The following is a 21,984-nucleotide window of genomic DNA, read 5'->3' as shown; positions in this document are numbered from 1 at the left end:
ATTAATTTCTAACTTTTACGTGGTATACAACATTTGGCTTAGTTCCAATGTGCTCTAATAAATGATAAGCTCTCTTATCTTCTGCCAATGCAGCAACTTTAGACTCTTTATCATTCACATCACCGAATACCATAGCACCCGAAGTACATGCATTAGAACATGCAGTCTGGAACTCACCGTCCTTAATTACACGGCCTTCGTTTTTAGCTTTAAGTATGGTAGCCTGTGTCATTTGGATACACAATGAACATTTCTCCATAACCCCGCGAGAACGTGCATTCACATCCGGATTTAATACCATACGGCCTAAATCATCATTCATGTGATAATTGAACTCATCGTTGTTGTTGTATAAGAACCAGTTGAAACGACGTACTTTATACGGACAGTTGTTTGCACAGTAACGGGTACCCACACAACGGTTGTAAGCCATGTGGTTTTGTCCCTGACGACCGTGTGATGTAGCCGCAACCGGACATACAGTTTCACAAGGTGCGTGATTACAGTGCTGACACATTACCGGTTGGAAAGCAACTTGTGGATTTTCTGATGGATCCTCCATAGCTCTTAAAGTAGAGATAGATTCCATTAATCCGTCGCTCTTCGCTTTCACTTCACCATCACCTACGAAAGTAGTTTCAGAAGAGTAGTATCTGTCGATACGCAACCAATGCATATCACGGCTTCTTCTTACTTCTGATTTACCAACTACAGGTACGTTGTTCTCAGCATGACACGCGATAACACACGCTCCACATCCGGTACAAGCATTTAAGTCGATAGATAAGTTGAAGTGGTGACCGATAGTACGGTCGAAAGACTCCCATAAGTCAACAGACTTAGCAGGCACTTCTTTGTGGTCTAAAGATACAACCGGTACGATATTCCATTCCGCAGCATCTTTAGTATTGAAAATTTCCAATGAAGTTTCTTTGATAATATCTCCACGACCCATTAATGTTTTCTGTAACTGAACACATGCAAATTCATGCTCTCCGTCAGCTTTAGCAACAGTAACAGCCTGTACATTATCAAAGTTGTTGTATAATTTGTAAGCATTAACACCTACTTGCATTTCTTCCTTTAAGGCAGCTTTACGTCCGTAACCTACTGCAAGACCAACAGTACCTTTAGCCTGACCTGGCTGGATCATTACCGGAACATTCTCCAGCTTTGCAGTTCCAACTGTCAAAGTCACCAAGCTACCATTCAAACCTCCATTAGCCACATTCCAGTTCTCCAAGCCCCATGCATCTGCATCAGCTTTAGCAACCGTAACATAGTTATCCCAAGAAGCTCTTGTTAATGGATCCGGAAACTCTTGCAACCAAGGGTTGTTTGCCTGTTGTCCGTCTCCCATACCCGTCTTAGTATACAATACTAATTCAGTTCCGGCAGATTTTGTATTAGCCAACACAGCTGCAGCACCGTTAAAATCAGCACCTGCACCTGCTCCGGCAGCAGCCTCAACAACTGCAATACCGTCATGCACTAATTGGTTCCATGATTTAGCTCCAGCCCAAGAAGAACGGATATAATCATAGTAAGATTGTACATTCCCGGTCCAAGATAATAATGCATCCTGGAATTGAACTGTATTGAACAACGGACGAATCGTTGGCTGTGTAACTGCATACTGCCCTTTAGCAATACTTACGTCTCCCCAAGATTCTAAATAATGCGGAGTTGCCACCGCTATAGATGAAGCCAAAGCTGTCTCATCTTCTTTCATTGAGAAAGAAACTGACAACTTAGCTTTGCTTAAAGCCGTTTTGAATTCTTCACCGTTTGGCAATGAATATACCGGGTTCACACCACTCATGATCAAAGTGTGAACGGTACCCGCATTAAGATCCGCAACTAATTGCTTCACTTCAGCAGCATTTCCTTTACGGATCTGACGTGCATTAACCGGATTGAAAGCCTCACTCGCCAAAGCACGGTTGATTGCCAACACCACTAATTGAACGTTTTTGTCTTCAATACCTGAAACCAATACACCTTTGCTTCCCGCAGCTTTCAATTGCTGAGCCGCTTTTACCACTTCTGCCTCACCGTCGAATTTACCAACAGATACCGCAGCTCCGGTAACAATACTATAAATTTTAGCTAAAGCCTGTTTTTGCGCAGAAACTTTCATCGGCACACGCTTATCAGCAGAAGCACCTGACAAAGTCATATTTGCTTCAAACTGGAAGTGACGCGACATCTTCCCTGCATGCGGGATACGCCCTTGAGCATAACCTGCATCATAGTTACCACCCTGCCAGTCTCCTAAGAAATCAGCCCCAACAGAAACAATTACATTAGCTTTTGAGAAATCATATTCAGCCAAAGCTCTTTCTCCATAAACAGCCTGGAATGCATCCAAAGCATCTGAAGAAGAAACCGCATCATACACTACATGCTTAGCATTCGGATTAGCAGCCAAAAACTGACCGATCAATCTGTCTGTTGAAGGCGAAGCAGTCGTATTAGTCAATAAAACAACCTTACCTCCTTTTGCTTTAGCATCAGCAACGCTGGCTTTAATTTTTGCATTTGCCTCATCCCAAGACGCATCTTTACCTGCAATTTTGGTATTTTTCAAACGAAGACTGTCATACATAGACAATACCGACGCATGAACACGGGCATTTGCATGGAAGTTAGCACCTTCCATTGTGTTATTTTCAATCTTGATAGGACGACCTTCACGCGTTTTTACTAAAATATTAGCAAAATCAAAACCATCAGAGAATGATGTAGCATAGTAATCTGCTAAACCAGGGATGATTTCTTCCGGTTGAACTACATAAGGAATTGACTTATGCACTGGACCTTCACATGCAGCTAAAGTAGCCGCCGCAGTACTGAATCCAACATACTTAAGAAAATCGCGGCGTGTTGTATTAGAAGATGCTAACGAGGCAGCATCGCCTAAAAATTCATCAGTTGGAATTTCTTCAACAAACTCGTTATTTCTAAGCGTCTCAACAATAGAGCTATTTTCGTTTAGCTCCTCAACACTTTTCCAGTATTTTTTGTTTGATGACATATTGTATATAAATATTAGCTTCTTAATAAATAATTAGTAGTGACACTTACCACACTCTAAACCTCCCATTTGCGCTGCAGTCAATTTGTCTACACCGTACTTCTTAGAAAGTTCTGCGTGAATTTTTTCATAGTAAGCATTACCCTCAACTTTAACATTCGTCTCACGGTGACAGTTCACACACCATCCCATTGTTAACGGAGAATGTTGCTTCATGATCTCAAAAGTCTCAACAGGACCGTGACATTTCTGACACTCGATTCCCGCAACCGAAACGTGTTGTGAGTGGTTAAAGTAAACGAAATCCTGTAGATTATGGATTCTAACCCATTTAACAGGCTTGGTTTTACCTGTATATTTTTGAGCTGTTTTATCCCAACCCACTGCATCGTATAATTTTTGGATTTCAGCAGTATAGAATTCTTTAGTATACTCAACATAAGTCGAATCTTTATCTCCTTGGAATTCTGAAATATTTTTGTGACAGTTCATACAAACATTCAATGAAGGAATACCTGCGTTTTTACTTACACGTGCTGCAGAGTGACAGTATTTACAATCAATACCGTTATCTCCTGCGTGGATTTTATGCGAATAATGGATCGGCTGGATCGGAGCATACTCCTGATCAACACCTACCTGCATCAAGTAACCGTAAGCAAAGTAAGCACCAACTAACAACATTACAATTGTAGATACCAATACCAGGAATTGGTTTTTAGCAAAAGCTCTTACCAAAGGCAATACTGAAATTTTCTTCTCAGGAACCTCAACACCGTTAGCTTTGGCAATTTTACCCAACGCATTGTTTACCATCAACAACACACCAACTAAAAGAACCAAAATGACAGCCAACAATCCTAAGATCATGTTGTTTGACATTCCTCCACCAGTCCCCGCTTCAGCTCCACCAGCAGTTGCAGGCTTTTCAGCTTCAGGTTTTGGCTCAGCAGTATAAGCTAAAATGTTATCAATATCAGCATCTGATAACTGAGGGAAAGCAGTCATCGCCACTTTATTAAACTCTTCAAATACTTTAACCGCATCCGCATCTCCGGAAGCAATCATACCTTTCGAATCTCTAATCCATTTACCCAACCAGGCTCTGTCGTGACGCTCTGTCACACCACGCAAAGCAGGCCCTGTCATCTTCGTGTCCAACTTATGACAAGCTGCACAGTTCGTGTTAAACAATGCCTTTCCAGCCACAGCATTACCGGCAGCAGCTGGAGCCGCAGTTGCAGCAGCATCCGGAGCAGGAGCAGCAGCATCTTGGGCAAAAGAACTAAAAGAAACTGATAATAATAACGAAAGACTTAACGTTACTACTTTAAAAAACGATTTATGGTTTCCCACCTTTTTCATATATTAAATGATTATCATCTAAATTTGGCACGGAATTTTCAGTACAATAAATACCGAATACAATTTGCCATTTAAAAAACTCCGACAAAAATACGACTTATGAGCTATTCTCAAAACCTTAAATATATCTTAATTATTAATTTATAATTATTCTAAATAAGTTTCAGTTACCAACATATACAGTATTCCATTACTTTTGCACAAAATACCATTCATTATGAGAATTTTAGATTTTTTTAAGAAATACCAACCAGCACTTCTAACCCTTTTGATTTCAGGTTTTTGCTATGCCCAGGAAGGCAAAACAACAATCAAACAGGATCCCAGATTCGAACAGCTCCTTGCCGAAAAAAGAAAGGTAAACAGCTCTTTAAATGTGAGTGACCGCTTTAAAATACAGATTTTCACAGGCGAAAATGAACCGGCTAAAAAAACACTGACAGAATTCAGAAAAGCTTTTAAAAACACAGATGCCACCATTGTTTTCAATACTCCCATTTACAAAGTATGGGTTGGCAATTTCAAAACAAGGATTGAAGCCGAAAAAAAACTGTCGGAACTTAAAAAGAAATACCCGAATGCTTTCATCGTGAAACCTAATAAATAGTCCGGAACTTTGTTCCGGATTTTTTTTGCCACAATTTCATTATATTTGGACATCAATCCCAAAAATCATGAAATACAAACATTTATACATCACCATTGGCTTATCACTAATAATCACTTCCTGCAAGGAAGAATTGCAACCGCAGGAAAGTTCAGGCGCAGTAAGAGCTGAACAAAACCAGCCAACTGCTAATCAAACCACTGCCACTACCAAAACAGCAGCGCAACCAACGGTCCAAACAACCCAGACAACACCCGCAAACACAGGCACACAGACACAGGGAGCTTTAAATCCGGCTCACGGACAACCCGGACACCGCTGCGACATTGCCGTTGGCGCTCCGTTGAATTCAAAACCGGCTCCTGCTCCGGCTCCCGGAAACAAAACAATAACAACACAAAATATACAGGCAGCTCCACAAATTGTATCAGCACCTGTAAAAACAGCCAAAGGCATGAACCCGCCACACGGCCAACCGGGGCACCGTTGTGATATCGCAGTGGGCGAACCTTTAAATTCAAAACCAACAAAACCGGCCACAACCGCCAATACAACTAACGCATACACGGTATCACCAACAAACAATTCTACCGGAATACCCGGCTCACTACCACCACCGGCCGCAACACCTGCTCCTGTTGTAGAAACAGCACCGGGCATGAACCCTCCGCACGGGCAACCGGGACATGTTTGCGGAATTGCAGTGGGCGCACCACTAAACAGTGAAAAAAAAGAAGAAAAGAAATAATCGCAAAAAACAAAAAGAGAGCCACTAAAGCTCTCTTTTGTTTTACTAAACCCCTATAAACAAAATAAATCAGTTGATCATATCTTTATCATTAACCTCAATTTCCTGTATCTTCTTGTAATCTTCATTCATCTGTTCTTCCAACTTTTTTTTATCTTTTTCATTCTGAATGTACAAAAAACGGACTAAAAAAAGCACTACAAATAAGGCAATCGCTATGTAAAATAAATACGTATACATGACTATCTTTTTAATCTTATAAAATTAGTCATATTCAAAAAAACCAAGGTTACCTTAAGGTTAAATATGAAAACCAGTTATAAAGGCTAAAATTTTGGTATCAAACCTAAAAAACTGCATTTCCGTGACCTTATCACTTGATCAACACCAATGTTCTACACATACTCCATAATTATATCCCGTATATATGGCGTATATATAGCGTGTTTATAGCGTGTATATAGTATATATAACTTACCTCTGTTTACAGCCAGATCCCATTCAAATTAACAAATCATTACTATTAAAATACACTCTTAATCTGGGATTTCCAATCTTCAATAAGATTCAAATTGGCTCTATCGGCTTTACCAAAGAAGAAATGCTCTTTAACTTCAAAACCGCAATAACTATAAATCCCATGATCAGAAGTAAGCAACAATGCTTTATCCATACCCATACTGCTATACTCTTCCTGGGATTTTCCGTGTGTATTGATAATTACAGCCTGCTTACCCGAAAGCAATCCCTTTTGCACGCCCTGATCATAACGATACGCAAACCCATAACTGAAAACCCTGTCGATATAACCTTTCATAATGGCAGGCAAACCCGTCCACCATATAGGATGGATAAATGTTATGCTTTCTGCCCAGGTTATATACTCCTGCTCTTTTTTAACATCTTCCGTCAACTGACCCTTCATCTGTCCGCTCACGTCTTCCAAAGAAAGTACAGGATTAAAATCCAACTGGTATAAATCACGGATTTCTACTTCATGTCCTCTTTCCAATAAATGTTCAGAAATGATTTGCTTGAATTGTCCGTTTAAACTTTCAGGGTTCGGATGCGCATAAATGATTAAATGTTTCATGATCTTTTCTTTTTAATTGTTACAGGACAAAACTACCACGCCCCATTATCATAAAATTGTAAGAAAACGAAATCAGTCTTTCGCAATACAGATATCCTGCTGAAACTTCAGATATTGCTTCGGACTCAAATTGATGTAGTGCTTAAAATCGCGTATTAACTGACTTTGGTCATAATAACCACAACGCTCAACAATTTCAAACCAGTCGGTTTTCACATCAGATTCAATCTTTTCCTGAAGAAGCCGTATCACTTTCAAAAAACGGTTGTACCGGCCAAGTTCTTTTGCACTATAACCCAAATGCTTTTTATGAAGAAGCTGGATACTTCTTTCGGTTAAATGATTAGCCTGTGCCACAGCTTTTACCGAACTCATCCCATCACCCACAAAACCCTCAAGCTGACCAACGATAGCATTGCGCTTTTTTAAGTATGGTGCACAAAATTCCAGTATGAGACTAATACGCTTATTGACATCCTTCTCTTCATTCAACAGAATCCACAAATCAGTAAAGCAATTAGCCATTATCAACGAATCCGGATTCATCGGCACATGCTCCGGCACAGTAGCCTCCCCGAAAAACCGGTAAAAAGTATCACCTTCAAAATTAACCACTAAAATCTCAGCTTCAGGAGGCAACTTATAATCAAAAGAATGCTTAACCGGTCCCAGAACAAGACTGTCACCCACTTCTATTTCAAAACCTTCTGCAGAAACCAGAAAAGGCTTTACCCCAAACGTAAAAATAAGGATCGTCTGATAAGAAGGCAATAATGTTTTGGTTACGGATTCAGAAGTAAAATTAGCCGCATAATAGAAATGGGAAAACAATTCCTTATAACCTTCAGGCGTTGCTATCCTGAAACTCTCATATTTTTCTTTTTCTGATTGCATCTGAAAGCAAAACTAACGAAACAATCTTTAAATCATCAAATTAACAGCAATAAAAAAGCGCCCTTAAAGGACGCTTTTACTTATGATTTAATCTTCTTTTCCAAGTTTTCAATTCTTTTGTTTTGCTCAAGAATTGTCTTGTTTTGTGCTTCAATCTTTTTGTTTTGTTCAATTGTATAAAGCGTTAACTCTTCAATTTTCTGTAACAATTTGATTTGGAATTCACCTACATTAACTCCTTCTTTCTCCATTTCTTTAGCAGAAGCAATCTCAGGCAAGTGTTTCTTTTCTTTGATATGCTTTTCAACATCTTCTAACTTAGGCAGGTTGTAATCTTCTTCGAAAACGAAATCGGCAGTTGGCGTTAGGGTAACTTTAATTTCTTTAGCCTCAATTTTAGCATCCACTTTCATATTATCACTGAAAGATGACTTACCTACTACGTCTAATTTAAAGGCTGGCACAGTTGTTCCAATACCAATATTACCATTGTCTTTTACTACGAATTTTGCAGGTTGGTAATCTCCTTTCGAAATTCTCCACTCATCTGTTCCAACATTACCAAAAAACCAGTTATTGGTTCCGTCCAACAATTGTGTTTGAACACCTTCGATATAACCTCCTGTTGTTGTGTTTCTCTTCAAAGTCAACACAGGCGAATAATTCTGAATAGTATGGCCTTCTGAATAAGAATCCCCAACAACATGCAATTTATAAGTCGGATTAGTTGTTCCAATACCTACGTTACCATTACCAGAAATCCTTACTTTCTCATCATTCCCTGTAGCAAACGCAATACTTCCAACGTTGTCACCACTTGAACGGATTGTCATTGTTGTATCATCTCTAAGCCCTGAAGGATCCCCATTTGTTAATTTATATCCGGGCAAAATATCCAATGCTTGGGTTGCATTAGGACTTACAACCCTAAGAGCATTATTATAAGATCCAACTCCTTTTATAGTTAATTTTGCAGTTGGAGAAGTTTCACCAATACCAATATTTCCGTTATCAAGGATTTTCATTCTATTGGTTGTTGCAGTAAGGAAGTTTATTGCACTTGTTCCTCCTGTACTGTATGTAGAATTGATATTAGCACCATTCGCATCAGCAGAAAGTTCAACTCTGTTATTTCTTGTGCTGTTTGTTTCAAATAAAGTAAGCTTTCCTCCCGAACCTTGTGTAGTCGTAATATTACCGTTAACATCCAGTTTAGCTCCCGGGCTTGAGGTTCCGATACCTATATTCCCTGTTTCTCTTACTGTTAATTGTTCAGTCAAGGCAACTGCCGTACCATCAGCCAATGCCTGGCTCGTTCCGCTTCCATACACATGAAAACCTTGCGCATCAACTGTAACAGCCGACTTAACTGATGCAATAGGCGTACTCGACACCCATCCACCTGGCGATCCAGTTTTGGCTTTTACACCATATCCCATATAAGAAGCCGACGAACTCCATAAAGACCCCCAGTTTGAAAAGGTTCCGTTCCCATATTTTCCTGATAGGATAGTTTGCCCCTCGGTACTTGCACCGACTCCCGCAATGATTGTCCCGTTTAACTCCACATTTCCGGCATCGTTAGTCACCAAAAACTGTCTCCAAACACCCCAAGCCGCATCTAAAGGATTCGCATTTCTGTAAAACAAACCTCCATCATTAAAATGAAGTTGATGGATTTTATTTCCTGAATTATCAAGGTTTGTCCATGGATTTATCGTCAAAGATGTTCCATGCTGGCTAATTCCTGGCACTGATATTGCACTTCTCACTTTAAAATCCGCCCTTATACCCTTAGTATAAAAGCTTGGTGTTTCATTATCATTTCGGGTATCCGCAACATCTAATTTAGTAGCGACCTGTGCATTTGAAACAAAAGAAGACAATGTCACAAGGGCTATGAAGATTTTTTTCATATTACTGCTTTGTTTTATTTTTTTTTGGATTAAGTAACCAATCGGCATAAGTCTTCAAAAGCAATAGTTATAAAACGCCATTGCAGTCAAAAGACAAATAAATATTGATTAAATAAACAGAGAAATTAATTCGGGCGCAAAATTAGTTTTTTTAGTCAGCACAAAACACTTATAATTAAAATATTTTCAATATTTGCATTTCCCTAATCTACCGATTATAAAAAAAGCTGACCGAACGTTCAAAAAATCGGCAAGACAACCAACCTTAACAAGGTTTCATCTACAATCAAACACAAAATATCATTACCCAATAACACTGCTCAGCTGGAACATTGGCAAATACATCGCCACAAGCAAAACAGCAACCAGTCCTCCAACAATAAGAATAATGAGTGGCTCCATCACTGTCGATAAGGTTTTAGACTGTGTCAAAAGCTCCTGACTGAACTGTTCATTCAACTGCCTGAAAACATACTCGGTTTGATTTGTTTCTTCTGCTACCTTCACCAAAGAGATAATCCTGTTATCAAAAAGTGCATCTCCTTTCATACTTTCGCTCAAAGAACTACCCAAGACTATACTTCTTTTGATCCGCTCAAGGGATTCCTGCAACGGAATAAAGCCAATCATTTCCGAAACCATTTCAATACTGGTCAGCATTGGTACTTTCGAAGCAGTCAAAAGCGCTACCGCCTGAATAAACTGTGCCATATACACCTTAGACACAAATGGCCCGATCAGAGGAGTTTTCAGAAGTACCTTATGCACCACTCTTTTATACAATGGATTATTGGCAAAAAATTTAACGGAAACCAAAAGCCCCAAAAAAACCAGTAACAAATAAAAACCAAACGCTTTCAACAAATAAGATAATTTAACCACAACCTGTGTCAGGAATGGCAATTCCATATTGTTTTGCCTGAAAATATCTTCAAACATAGGCACAACATAAGTAAGCATAAACACAACAACCAACATCGCAGTACACAACACAATGGCAGGATAAGTCAATGCAGCAACAATCACTCTGTTTTGCTCATTCTTTCGGGCATAATAAACCCCTAACTCATCACAAATCCTGTCTATATTCCCGGTTTCTTCACCTATCTTCAAGGATTGTATTTCATATTCTGAAAATTGCCCGGTCTTTTTCAACGAATCGGAGAAAGAAGCTCCCTGTATCAAATCAGACAAAACGCTTTCAATGCGTTCTTTGTCATTCTTCTTTTTCATCGACTCGGAGATAAGGCCTAAACCATCTTTAAGACTTACGCCCGCTTTAAGTAACACAGCAAGCTCCTGATAAAAGTATTGTTTCTTTTTTGAACCAAAACTTTTACCGAAGATTTCAATTTCTTTCTTCAATATACTCTCTATACCGCCGTCAAATGATTTATCACTTGATTTTTGCGGTTCTGTATTTTCTATTTTAAAAGCCATTTACAATCTCCTTTCTTGAAAAAACCAAATCATTTTTCTTAAACACAAAAATCTTATACTCCTTTATCTCATTCTCACAGGATACTGAAACAGCATCAATAGGACCAATTCTAACTTTATCCGATTCAAAAAACACTTCTTCAACAGCTGCAGCAACTTTAATTGTATCCTGATTCCGAAGAACAAAACTTTCTTTAAAATCATACACAACACTGTCCAATTCTGATTTCATTTTTAGTTGATTTTTACCTAGAGATTCGACATTTTGCATGCGGTTAAAATCATGCCAGAGCATCTGTTCAAGAAAGACTACCTGAACCGCTTTTTCATTGTCTTTCCCGATTACTTCAATCTGTTTTTGAATGATACGCAAAACCGAAAATGCCAAGCCAACGATTATCCCTGTAATAATCATTACAACAATTAACTCTGCCAATGTAAAAGAATGCACTTTTTTACTCATAAGCCCGCTCCCTCTTTACTTCCTTGCCTTTATCATTAACAGCACTGATTTCATATGTATCAATACCATTTTTGGCTTTACCGTTAATCACAATTTTCCAATTCTGGTAAACTTCTTCATAAGGAACCTGACGCTTATGGTTTTGAAGTTCATATTCTAAAACATTCAGGCGGTAATTCACAATATATTCTTTTTTTGAATAGGTATTCAAAACCAGATTATTCAAAATAGTACTGGCCACCATAAAAATCACAACAATAAGCACAGTTGCTACAAGTGCTTCAATCAATGTTGCCGATTTCAATTTCTTCAGTACAACCATTTCACAACTCCTTTCTTCTGTTTCTCAAAAAGCAAACCTGAATACATTATCGGAATATTCACATTTTCGATGACTCCGTTGTTAATGTGATTCACAAAAACTGAGCCCGCTTCATTAACCACAAACTGATTGACAAAAACCGCCCCGGACACCTTCCCTCTTATTTCCAGATTACCATTGCAATAAACCTGCCCGGTCACAGTAACTCCTTTTTCAAAAAGAATATTAGTCTTGAAGTTACTCATTTGCTCATACTGCCGCAAAAAACATATATTGCCGTTTACAACTGCATTCTCAGAAAGTTTTATTGTTGATTCAGCCGTATTGGCATCACTGGTCATCTTTTCATCAAAGAGCATTAAAGCTGATGGATACTCAAGCTTAGCACCACGACCAACTTCAATAGCCTGGGAAGCAGCAACCTGAAAACTACCTTTAGTATTGTCATCTATAATTACAATTGGCGCTACAAGTATTACATCCTTAAGTTTTGCCGAACTTCTAACCCTTATCATTATACCGGATTTCAGAATGAAATTTCCGGTTAAACTTACATTGTCCAGTACAATTTCAGCATCAGAATACAAAATACGTGTAGCCTTTCTGAAAGAATTAAAATTGGTGCCTTGATTGAGATTCCCTATTGATTCAACTGACTGTTCATTTTTTTTATAGTTCCCTTTCAGTTCATTTAGAAACTCCACATTAAGTTCAGGTAACTTAGGTCCATTCACCTTCACCGGCCCATAAACCAGTTGGCCGCCATAATAACTATTCCCGTTGATATAACCCGGTTTTATTCCTTGGGAAGGTAAAAAAACATTCCCCTGTAGTTTTGTTTGTCCCACAACGGTCAATGGATTATAAGTTTCCTTAAGGCATAGAGTCGGAGAAGAATTTGCATTAAAAATACTGGAAAACAAAGCTACTTTTTCGAATACTTTTTTTCGGTTTTCCATTCTGACAAATGCTTTTTGAAAACAACCCCATTGCGAAAGATATGATTCACTTAAAAAATCCTCTCCGCTAAGTTTAATTTTAACCGTATCAGCAGATAATTTTTCCTGATGCAACAGTGAGGCAAATACATTATTTGCTAACTGTACATTTTCTATTGATGCTTTGGATTGTTTTTTAAAATAGCCCAAGGTATAGGCATAGAGAATTAATCCGGACAGCAGCAATGCAATAAGCACTGCCATAAAAACCGCAAATTGTAGAGCCCCTGATTTTAGTCTCCTGATAATCATTTTACTCTTCAATCAGGATCAGATTGACTTCTTTTTTATACTTTACATCAATGGTTTCACGATCTCCATCCATTAAAGTAACTTCACTTTCGGTAGAGCCGATTTTCATCAAATAAGTCCGTCCATTAATAACAAGCATAAAGACTTTGTTCTTATTCTTTGTGTCAGACACAATTCCCTTATACTTGATATCAGGCCAAACCAATGGCTCTTTTATTTTAACTACCGGTTTTTCTTTTTTTATCCTTTTAACTTTTAGTGAATTACCTGATATACTATTACCCGTTACCGGTTGATAAGTCCCTCCCAAAAAAGGATCCCGGAAATTAACATCAATTTCTGCAGTATCTACGGCAAAGGTCTTTAAAGGTGATAGATTAGCCATTTCAGATGGTCCCGATTCCAATTGTTCTTCTTCCCCACTGAATGAAAAGAATTGATATAACACCGCTCCCCAGATACCCAGTACCAGAGGCAACAATAGATAAATGCTTTTCTTGCTCTTCATACTTAATTGATGATTAAAGTATAAACAGAACTACGGTTCCCTTCATTTCCTGCTACATCGAATCCTTTAACAAACCAATAATAAGTCCCCGGGGTTAAGGTAGTATTATACCCGCTGGTTGCTTGGGTTTCAGAATGCAAATCAGTCAAAGAAACATTTTTATAAATGTATATCTTATCATACTCCGTACTACCCGATATATTTGTTCTGGACCATGTAAATACAACACTGGTTCCCGATGTACTTGAATTTGCAGGTGAAATTAAAGTCGGAATATTAGGAACTGTAGTATCCACTAATATTGAATTAGAACTGTACAAAGTATTTTCAGAGCCATTACTTGCTCTTACCCGCCAGGTAAAACTTCCGTCCGGAAAAGAATAATTAAAATTAGTAGCATTTAAATTCTGGTTGGTAACAATTGTATTCGTATTATCATAAATCTGTAATTGATAATTCGTTGCACCAATCACAGACTGCCAGGTAAGATTTTGTGTAGGTGTTTTGGTAATAAAATTATTTACCGGTGAAGTCAACATTACTACATTGTCCTGAAAATTACTGTTATTGGCAATTGTAATCGTTCTCGTTTTATATAGTGTTGACGTACTTCCGCTAATTGCCTGAACCCGCCATTGATAGGTGCCGATATTCAATTGGGCTGTATAAGAAAGTGTTGTAACTTCGGTATCGACCAAAATTTGGGAAGGAGCATCAAAATTAGGCTTTGCAATCTGGATATGATACTTTTTGGCATATTGAACAGCTTCCCAATTCAAATTCACGGTTGTCGTATTAAACTGTGCATTATCTTGTGGTGCCACCAAGATGATTTCTTCTTCTGAAATATCATCTTCCAATAAGATTTCTTCGCATGACAAAAAAAAGAAAGAAGCTAAAAAAGCTAATAATCTGAGAATCACTTTTTCTTTCATCTTCATTACATTTTAAATAAACTTTCTTCTCTTTTATCTTCCTTGATTTTGGAAAAGCTCTTCCCTTGGCATGAACTTCCGGAATTCACCATATCAGCAACATACCACTTCCCTTTCGCATTCGATGACCAGCAAAACGACCCCGACTGATACCCTAAAATACGCTCCGGTTTCAATTCAAGTGTTCCGGTCTTTTTACCTTCATTATACAAAGCGACAGTATATTTTTTATCCTGATTGTTAACCAGATAATAAGCATCTGACTGTTTAATTTTCATTAACTCCTCATTGGAAGGAAAAACCGCAACCGAAGAAACCACCCTGAAGTCTGAAGAATTAGAAAGCAGGTTAAAAATCTTTTCATTGTAAGATTCGTTAAGCTCGGTCACATAACCCAACTTGTCGGCAATTTTAAGAACCATCATTTCCGGTTTTACGTCTAAACTGTCAACGTAGTTCAGTTTTGCAGCATTTTGATTGTACTTGTTTTTCTTAAAATAACTTTTGGCTGTCTTTTTTGAAAAAGGAACTATTTCGACCGTCAAACGGATTTTATTTTCCAATACAGGAAATGCGTTACTTTCAAATGTGTTTTTGGTAAATGACGATTTAACAGAACCGATACTTCCCAGTTCAACAATGCTATTGCTTACATCGTAATTCTCCTTATTAATTTTAACTGACTGGCAGGCAATCAGGAATACAAGAAGCAAACCGGATGTTATTTTTTTCATTTTTAAAAATTTGGGTGTAAAAGTACGGATTAAAAGGGATAACGCAAAACTATCGGTTCGAGGTTGAATACAACGATACATTTTATGTTATATCTTTTACAGCTAAGAGTAATTTGCTACAGAACTAAACAGCTTTTGTAATTTAGTTGAAGTCGCTTCTTTTCAAATAGTATGCACTATACAATAACAAAGAGTTAAACAAATCAAGATCTGAAAACAGCGAACTACCATGAGAAAATATTTCTTATCCCAGGAGATTCAAATATTCTTGAAAACAAATATTCAGACTAATTAAACCAATTATAACCTCTTTTTTGAGATATTTCATCGGCTTTTTGATTACCATATATATCTACCCTATTAAATTGAGACAGATCCTCATCAATAAATAAGATTTCCTGACTTACTATTAATTCATTTTTAACAGCTGTCTTCAAAATATAATTACCTTTAAAAAAATCATTTAATAATTTAGCAACAATCTCACAATCAACTTCATCTATAAATATTAATAATTCAGAAAAATCAAATCTTATTTCCAATGATTTATTTGACAAATCAATAAAAAGGTATTTATTATATTCATTTTTAATATCTATAGATAAAGAATTCTTATAGACTTCTAAATTGTAATCTAAATTTTCCTTAAAATTCAAAAAGCAATTATGCATCAATTCCAATACAAAATTTGTCCCTAATTCAGGTTCAATTTGTTTTATAAAATCACTATTTAGCATATTGTTTTAATTCTTTTGCATTCCTAATAAAAAAGTGCTTAGCACCATTCACTCCATAGTTAAAATGAGTTCTTAATAATTTTCCATTTCTAGCTTGCACCAAATGTCTTTCTATTCTAAAATGCTTTTTTGTATTAATTGCCCTTAAACCGACTTGCCATTTCCCATGTTTCATTTTACTAAAATCCAACATAGGCTTTAATTTTTTTGCATTTTTAAGTGAACTTCCTCCTCCCAAAGCAATCGTTGCAATGTCTGCCCCGGTAGCAATGTTCTCAGCAGTTTCATTACTGGCTCCAGCAAATTTTGCTGTAGCATAAGTTCCTTTGTGCAAATATGTATCTTGATCACGACCTGTCCACAATTGTTTTGCTCCCGTAACGGCATTATCGATTCCATTCATAAAAACCGCATAGCCTACAGCAGCTCCAACACCTGTTTCTGCTGTCAAAATTCCACCAACACCACCAACAACTATTTCAGCAACTCCCCCAATCATTTGTAAACCTCCCGTAAATCTTGACCAACCACTGGTTGTCGGCCCAGATTTAATGACAACCTCCTCAATAACAGAGTAAGCTCCAATCCCGATCCAACTTTTCCCATCAAACTCGTAAGTCCAAGTAGTTCCTTCATTACAATGGCTATAAATTTGCCCTTTCTCAGGATTTGATGGAAATTCTGGACCTCCGACTGCTCCTCCATCTGGATCGACAAGATTTATGGGATTATTACCCATACCTAAATAAGGTGAGAAAAACTCACTATAGGGGTCAGGATTCAACCATCTTCCAATTCTTCCATCCCACAAACGCAATTGAAAAGCTTCCATTCCGGTTCCTCCATCAAGTTCCTGTCCTTGAAATGCATAACGGTACTCATTTGTCATGTTATCCCTTGAAGGTAATTTTTCTCCAAAAGGATAATAATCAGACGTAAATATAGCTACAACTGGATTGTTAATTATTTTTTTAATCACTGCACGAACATTCCCTAAGTGATCAGCAATTTCATAAGTAATATAATCATTAATTGGCAAAGGTGCTTTAGTATATATAGCTAAACGCGACAAACCATAAATTGACAATTCTTTTTGTTTAATAATACCCCCAGCCGGTTTATTATAAATTGCCATAACATTCCCTCCAACATCGAGTACATAATAATCTGTGTACAGGTGCACCCCACTTATGTTGTATGACTCCTTACTGATACGATAACCGTGCTCATTGTAAAAAAACTTCACTATTGTATTACCACCCTTTCTAACTTCGGTAGTCAATCCCTCTGAATTATAAAAATACTCCAATCCTTCAGCGTTGTTTTTCCACAATTGTCCTATGGCATTATACTCATAATTATTAGGCGACTGTGAATCAACATCATAAGACACAACGTTTGAAGCTACCATATCGTTTACCCTGCTCAATTGGTTTTTAGTGGTATAATCATAAGCAAGATTATCAATCATCAGTCCCGTTTCATTGGTTCGTTGTAAACTCTTAATATTACCATTAGCATCATAGGTTATTGCTCCTTCTTTAAACATCCCGGAAGTAGTTATAACCCCTGCGTTGTTAGTAGTCCCAAAGGTCGCATCAGCTAACCATCCATTTCGGTTATAATTATACATATATGCTCTCTGGTTAGCCACTCCTCCCACAATATCATTCTTATTTGACCAACGTACCGCCTTGACATTACCGTTAAAATCCTGATTTACTCCAGCAATAGTTGATGAAGATCCTATATTGGTATTAGCTCTTTGATAGTCTCCATTATGATAATCTAACATCACCCCAAATACATCATTCCCATCATGTCCCGGATCTTTGGCTTGCTCTAAACTTGGATGATTAATACTCTTGAGTTGCCCCTCTAAAGTATATACATAATCCAATCCTTGAGTCCCTTGGGCAATATTTACTCTTTTTAACTCACCTGAAACATAATATTCATAATCCGCATGTGTAATAAATGCCGTATTATCTGTAGAAGTCTCCACTTTAACCAGTATATTATTTAAATCATAAGTATAGCGGTGTACAAAAAGCTCTGTTGCTTTATCTTTTTGGTAGATTACTTTATTTACGTTTCCTTTATAATCGTATTCATAATGAATGGTTTTCGCTCCCAATCCTTCTGCATATTGTACGATCCAATTCACCCTCCCATAGGCGTCATAACTATACCAACTCACTGCATTAATGGTTGAACCATTCTTACCGAAAGTAATTGCGATATTACCATAAAGATTTTCCTGAAGATAGTTTACTGTATTAATTCCCTCTGCAGCAAGCACATTAGCTAATGTCAGACTTGACGGAATTGCAACTGAGGTTGTATTATTTTCAGGATAATCATAAATCGTCCCGGTTTGCTCTGAAAATGCAAGACCAGGAGTCGATATTAAAGCACCATCAGGATCAACTGAAGCCTGGACCCAGATACCCGTGGTGCCGGTTATCACACCGCTTTCAACAGGTCGTGCCAACTCATCATAATTAGTATATGACACTTTTGAATCGGATTGCAGCAAATTTTGTGAATAACGGATTTGTCCGTCATTACGATAAGCAAACTTATAAGTTCCTTCATCGGGACTTATCATTTCTTTAACCTGTCCCTGACCATTATAAGCAAAAGTAGTAATAAAAGCAGTGGCCATAGGTTGCATATGAGCAGGCTGCATAACAATCGTAGCGTTCTGCTGATATCCGTTAGGTTGCAAAATTTTAATTAACTGACCTGTATTATTATAAATATTTAGCGAATAATCATAATAATTTACTTTATAATTTACTCCTTTGCCATTGGCAGACACAACTCCAATACTACCTGTTGTTTTATCGATATACGTCAAATTTGATTGCACAGCGGCATTTATTAATTCCACTCGGTAAACACCGGCTACTAAATTTGCTTTTTCAGCAGCTGTCAGCACATTACCGTTTCGCATATCAAATACTTTATACAAAGATGCGCCACCTATAAATGTAAGTGTACCATCACATCCTTTTGGCAAGTGTATATCCACAAAACCGTCTTTCCCGACTAAAGAAGTCACTGGATATTGTTGTGTCCCACCTGATCTTGCTGCTGCTAAAATTTTACCATCGCTGTCTGTAAAAGAGACATTTTCCACTCCGTTTGCATCCACCATGATGTTTTTAACACATTTTAATCCTGCAATAATTTTATTAGGATCATTTAACACCGTCTGTGTCTCTTGTATGACTGCATCGTTGGAAATACTTTGGCTAATTTCAGAAAAAGTACTCCAATTCCCTTCCAAAATTTTCATTGACGGCCAAAGGTTTTGTGTATTTCTGAAAGGTCCTGTTTGCTCTAAAATCTGCACATAAGTAGGATAACCATATCTTAAAACCTTGTAAATTTTCCCTATTTCAAGGGGTGAATTTGCTTTCATATCGAAGTAGTCAAGCGAAGCAGCATTTGTATAAGGAAGAGGTGCCAAATCATTATCTGAAGTAACTACTTTAATCCTATACGCAGTTAACCCTAATCCATCATAATCAGGGTATATTTTACTGCTACCAGGCATATCACAATAATAATTGACATCCCTGTTATCGTAAAAATGACTGGACCCAAAGGCATAATACATCTCCTGCGCTGCAGGAACCGTATATGAATAACTTGATTTCCATTCATTGTCTATTTTATTACCTCCAACTAAATTAATAATATTCCCCGGATTCAGACTGTCATCATAATTAATCTGAGAATACGGTTGTTCAGCTGTAGCCTGATGAGTTTCATAAGCATTATTATCACTGTAATATTTATCTAAAAACTGTGATTTATAAGTGGTATCTGAAAGATATTTAATGTTATCAAATCCCATACATGTCGGCGTAGGAAACGACTGTTTCCATTGTCTGCCAAAATCATCATAAACCATTTCTGTTCCCCAAGTCAGGTTCGTTTGAAAATCTTTACTGACAAATACTTTTGGTTTTCCTAATTCATCAAAATACGTTTTTGAGTGACCAATTATACTTCCGTCCTTGATATCATATGCTATGGATTCAGTATTATTATCATTATTAGGATTGGTTAATGTCAAAGTAGTCATGTAAGGATCCAACTGCATCAAAGGCACAACAATCTGTGGATTGCTTCCTGGTGAAGCGGTAGCAATGGCAAAAGTCGTTGAACCTCCTGTGTAATAGCCTTCCACTGTTGAACGGTAAATAGCTTTCTTTAAATTGTTATCAATACCACTGTATGTACGATTTCCGTCAACATCCAAAATATAATTTCCTGTTACTGGATCTCTGGCCGGTATACCTCCCATGGGACCATTAAAAACGCCACCATCATCATTACTCAAATAAGGACCAATCACAGCCCAATTAGTATCATCATAACCTAAATGCAGATTATTATTAACCTGATCCTGTCTATAAGTGACCTGATCCACTAGTTTACCGTTTGGAGCGTGAATTGACACTTTATCTTCCAGATTGAACAGCACCATTGTGTTCTGGAGTATGACATCATTTGCAGCATTATACCCGCTAGCTGTCAACACATCAGGAAATAATTCTTCAAATTTAGCCCGCCCGCCAATCGCACTTTGCGCTCCACCGGCTGTACCTGGCCAGGGATCAGTATAAGACATCGCCCCATAATACCTGAATCCACCATAAGTAATAATTTTATGACCTCCCGGAGGTATAATAAAATTACCGTTTACTGCATCAGCCGTAAGAACAAACTCCGTATGGTTATCCTTGATAATCCAACCGGTTAAGTCAACTGGAGATGTCGATGAGTTAAACAATTCAATATACTCCCCAAAAAAATGGTACTTATCCTCAATACGCTCATTATAATGTGTATCAAAATGAATCTCAGAAATCACCACTTTACCATACTGGTTACAAATTGTAGGATTGTTAGATGATGTTGTCCCGGTTTTTGCCGCAAAAACAATGTTAGGATTCGAATTAACACTGAAACCGGATTGCATTGTAACCGAAACCGGATCTACAACCGTTTGCGAAGTTGTTACGGGTGTATTAAGAACAGTTTGGGCGTGAAGGCCGAAACATAAAATGGATAACCCTGTTAGTAAAAGTTTTTTTATCATAAAAACAACGTCTTTTGTTGTTGATTGTTAATTTCTGTTTTTTTTAATTTCTCCCCTGAACAAATTTATCCGAAGGGTTGAATGACTTGAGTTGCATCAGAATCCTTCCGCTCTGTTCCCTGTCTCCTGCCGAGTGGTATACTTTATAAAGAAGATGATATAGCGGAATTTTATGCTTGAACGATTCCTTTTCCTTCTTATCTGAAAGGGTTTTCAACTTGGTAAGATTGGTAGTGGCAACATCCCCTTCCTTAAGTCCGATCTGCAATACCTCTCTCGCTTTCTGCAAATTACCCGAAGCCAATAAAACGCTCGCATAACGGTAAATCAATTTGTTTACTACAGACGGTGAATTAGTTGTTACTATCGAAATAGTATTCTCAAGTATCTTTATCGCGTCCGAATAATTTCGTTGTGCCACATACAGCTTACCCAGCTTATCCAACACATCAACTGCAGTTTTGTCTACCAGATTGTAGTTGTCCAAAACCATTTTCAGGATTGAAACACCGTTATTCAGTGATTCGGCTGTTACTTTTCCTTTACTGTGCGCCTCTTCAATGGCGTCCACCACTCCAAGATAACTGTAAACCGAAGGATGTTTATCGGCAAACTTCTGACGCTCTTTGATCAACTCAAAGTACTTCCCATTGGCACGGTAAGCTTTCTTCAATTCGAAAAACGATAACGAATCGGATGGATCCAGATCAAAAAGTCTCTGTGACAACACAAGGCTCTTTGCAGCATCCTTCTTATGTCTGTCCAATAAAACACGTAAGTGTTTCTTTTTTTCTTTGGTGATATGGAACGTACGTT

General features: G+C 37.7%; 18 protein-coding genes. 2 read left to right on the top strand and 16 right to left on the bottom strand.

Annotation, left to right across the window (positions count from 1 at the left end; genetic code table 11):
• Nucleotide 1: 1 nt before the first annotated feature.
• Nucleotides 2-3,037, bottom strand: coding sequence for a TAT-variant-translocated molybdopterin oxidoreductase (locus tag NAT51_RS12970; protein ID WP_250599281.1), 3,036 nt, complete (start codon nucleotides 3,035-3,037; stop codon nucleotides 2-4).
• Nucleotides 3,038-3,070: 33 nt separating this feature from the next.
• Nucleotides 3,071-4,402: a c-type cytochrome gene (locus tag NAT51_RS12965; RefSeq protein ID WP_250599280.1), complete on the bottom strand. Its 1,332-nt coding sequence runs from the start codon at nucleotides 4,400-4,402 to the stop codon at nucleotides 3,071-3,073.
• Between the two features lie 217 nt (nucleotides 4,403-4,619).
• Between NAT51_RS12965 and NAT51_RS12960 the strand changes: the two genes are divergently transcribed.
• Both NAT51_RS12960 and NAT51_RS12955 read left to right on the top strand, forming a co-directional pair.
• Complete coding sequence (locus NAT51_RS12960) at nucleotides 4,620-5,009, top strand: SPOR domain-containing protein (protein WP_250599279.1); 390 nt, start codon at nucleotides 4,620-4,622, stop codon at nucleotides 5,007-5,009.
• Between the two features lie 67 nt (nucleotides 5,010-5,076).
• Nucleotides 5,077-5,757 carry a hypothetical protein gene (locus NAT51_RS12955; protein ID WP_250599277.1) on the top strand — a complete coding sequence of 227 codons (681 nt, stop codon included), beginning with the start codon at nucleotides 5,077-5,079 and terminating at the stop codon, nucleotides 5,755-5,757.
• A 69-nt stretch (nucleotides 5,758-5,826) separates the two neighbouring features.
• Here the strand turns inward: NAT51_RS12955 and NAT51_RS12950 are convergent, their stop codons facing one another.
• From NAT51_RS12950 to NAT51_RS12885, 14 genes are all read right to left on the bottom strand, one after another.
• Nucleotides 5,827-5,997 (bottom strand): hypothetical protein, encoded by a 171-nt coding sequence (locus NAT51_RS12950; protein WP_250599275.1) that lies wholly within the window; start codon nucleotides 5,995-5,997, stop codon nucleotides 5,827-5,829.
• Nucleotides 5,998-6,280: 283 nt separating this feature from the next.
• Nucleotides 6,281-6,850, bottom strand: coding sequence for an NAD(P)H-dependent oxidoreductase (locus NAT51_RS12945; RefSeq protein WP_250599273.1), 570 nt, complete (start codon nucleotides 6,848-6,850; stop codon nucleotides 6,281-6,283).
• Nucleotides 6,851-6,922: 72 nt separating this feature from the next.
• Nucleotides 6,923-7,744: an AraC family transcriptional regulator gene (locus NAT51_RS12940; RefSeq protein ID WP_250599271.1), complete on the bottom strand. Its 822-nt coding sequence runs from the start codon at nucleotides 7,742-7,744 to the stop codon at nucleotides 6,923-6,925.
• A gap of 80 nt (nucleotides 7,745-7,824) precedes the next feature.
• Nucleotides 7,825-9,660 carry an autotransporter outer membrane beta-barrel domain-containing protein gene (locus NAT51_RS12935; RefSeq protein ID WP_250599269.1) on the bottom strand — a complete coding sequence of 612 codons (1,836 nt, stop codon included), beginning with the start codon at nucleotides 9,658-9,660 and terminating at the stop codon, nucleotides 7,825-7,827.
• 303 nt (nucleotides 9,661-9,963) lie between these two features.
• On the bottom strand, nucleotides 9,964-11,100 hold the full coding sequence (locus NAT51_RS12930; protein WP_250599267.1) for a type II secretion system F family protein: 1,137 nt from the start codon (nucleotides 11,098-11,100) through the stop codon (nucleotides 9,964-9,966).
• On the bottom strand, nucleotides 11,090-11,563 hold the full coding sequence (locus NAT51_RS12925) for a type II secretion system protein (RefSeq protein ID WP_250599265.1): 474 nt from the start codon (nucleotides 11,561-11,563) through the stop codon (nucleotides 11,090-11,092). The genes NAT51_RS12930 and NAT51_RS12925 overlap by 11 nt, the downstream gene beginning before the upstream one ends.
• Nucleotides 11,556-11,885, bottom strand: coding sequence for a hypothetical protein (locus tag NAT51_RS12920; RefSeq protein ID WP_250599264.1), 330 nt, complete (start codon nucleotides 11,883-11,885; stop codon nucleotides 11,556-11,558). The genes NAT51_RS12925 and NAT51_RS12920 overlap by 8 nt, the downstream gene beginning before the upstream one ends.
• Nucleotides 11,873-13,087: a polymer-forming cytoskeletal protein gene (locus NAT51_RS12915; RefSeq protein ID WP_250599262.1), complete on the bottom strand. Its 1,215-nt coding sequence runs from the start codon at nucleotides 13,085-13,087 to the stop codon at nucleotides 11,873-11,875. Before NAT51_RS12915 ends, NAT51_RS12920 begins: the two co-directional genes overlap by 13 nt.
• Before the next feature lie 49 nt (nucleotides 13,088-13,136).
• Nucleotides 13,137-13,643, bottom strand: coding sequence for a hypothetical protein (locus NAT51_RS12910; RefSeq protein ID WP_250599260.1), 507 nt, complete (start codon nucleotides 13,641-13,643; stop codon nucleotides 13,137-13,139).
• 2 nt (nucleotides 13,644-13,645) lie between these two features.
• Nucleotides 13,646-14,578: a hypothetical protein gene (locus tag NAT51_RS12905; RefSeq protein ID WP_250599258.1), complete on the bottom strand. Its 933-nt coding sequence runs from the start codon at nucleotides 14,576-14,578 to the stop codon at nucleotides 13,646-13,648.
• Between the two features lie 5 nt (nucleotides 14,579-14,583).
• On the bottom strand, nucleotides 14,584-15,312 hold the full coding sequence (locus NAT51_RS12900) for a hypothetical protein (RefSeq protein WP_250599256.1): 729 nt from the start codon (nucleotides 15,310-15,312) through the stop codon (nucleotides 14,584-14,586).
• Between the two features lie 287 nt (nucleotides 15,313-15,599).
• Nucleotides 15,600-16,049 (bottom strand): hypothetical protein, encoded by a 450-nt coding sequence (locus NAT51_RS12895; RefSeq protein ID WP_250599254.1) that lies wholly within the window; start codon nucleotides 16,047-16,049, stop codon nucleotides 15,600-15,602.
• On the bottom strand, nucleotides 16,039-21,168 hold the full coding sequence (locus NAT51_RS12890; RefSeq protein ID WP_250599252.1) for a lamin tail domain-containing protein: 5,130 nt from the start codon (nucleotides 21,166-21,168) through the stop codon (nucleotides 16,039-16,041). Before NAT51_RS12890 ends, NAT51_RS12895 begins: the two co-directional genes overlap by 11 nt.
• A gap of 43 nt (nucleotides 21,169-21,211) precedes the next feature.
• A partial coding sequence (locus tag NAT51_RS12885; RefSeq protein WP_250599250.1) for a tetratricopeptide repeat protein occupies nucleotides 21,212-21,984 on the bottom strand: 773 nt, incomplete at its 5' end.

It is taken from the genome of Flavobacterium amniphilum (assembly GCF_023634845.1).
Lineage (GTDB): Bacteria > Bacteroidota > Bacteroidia > Flavobacteriales > Flavobacteriaceae > Flavobacterium > Flavobacterium amniphilum.
This window is presented reverse-complemented; position numbering and strand designations above follow the sequence as displayed.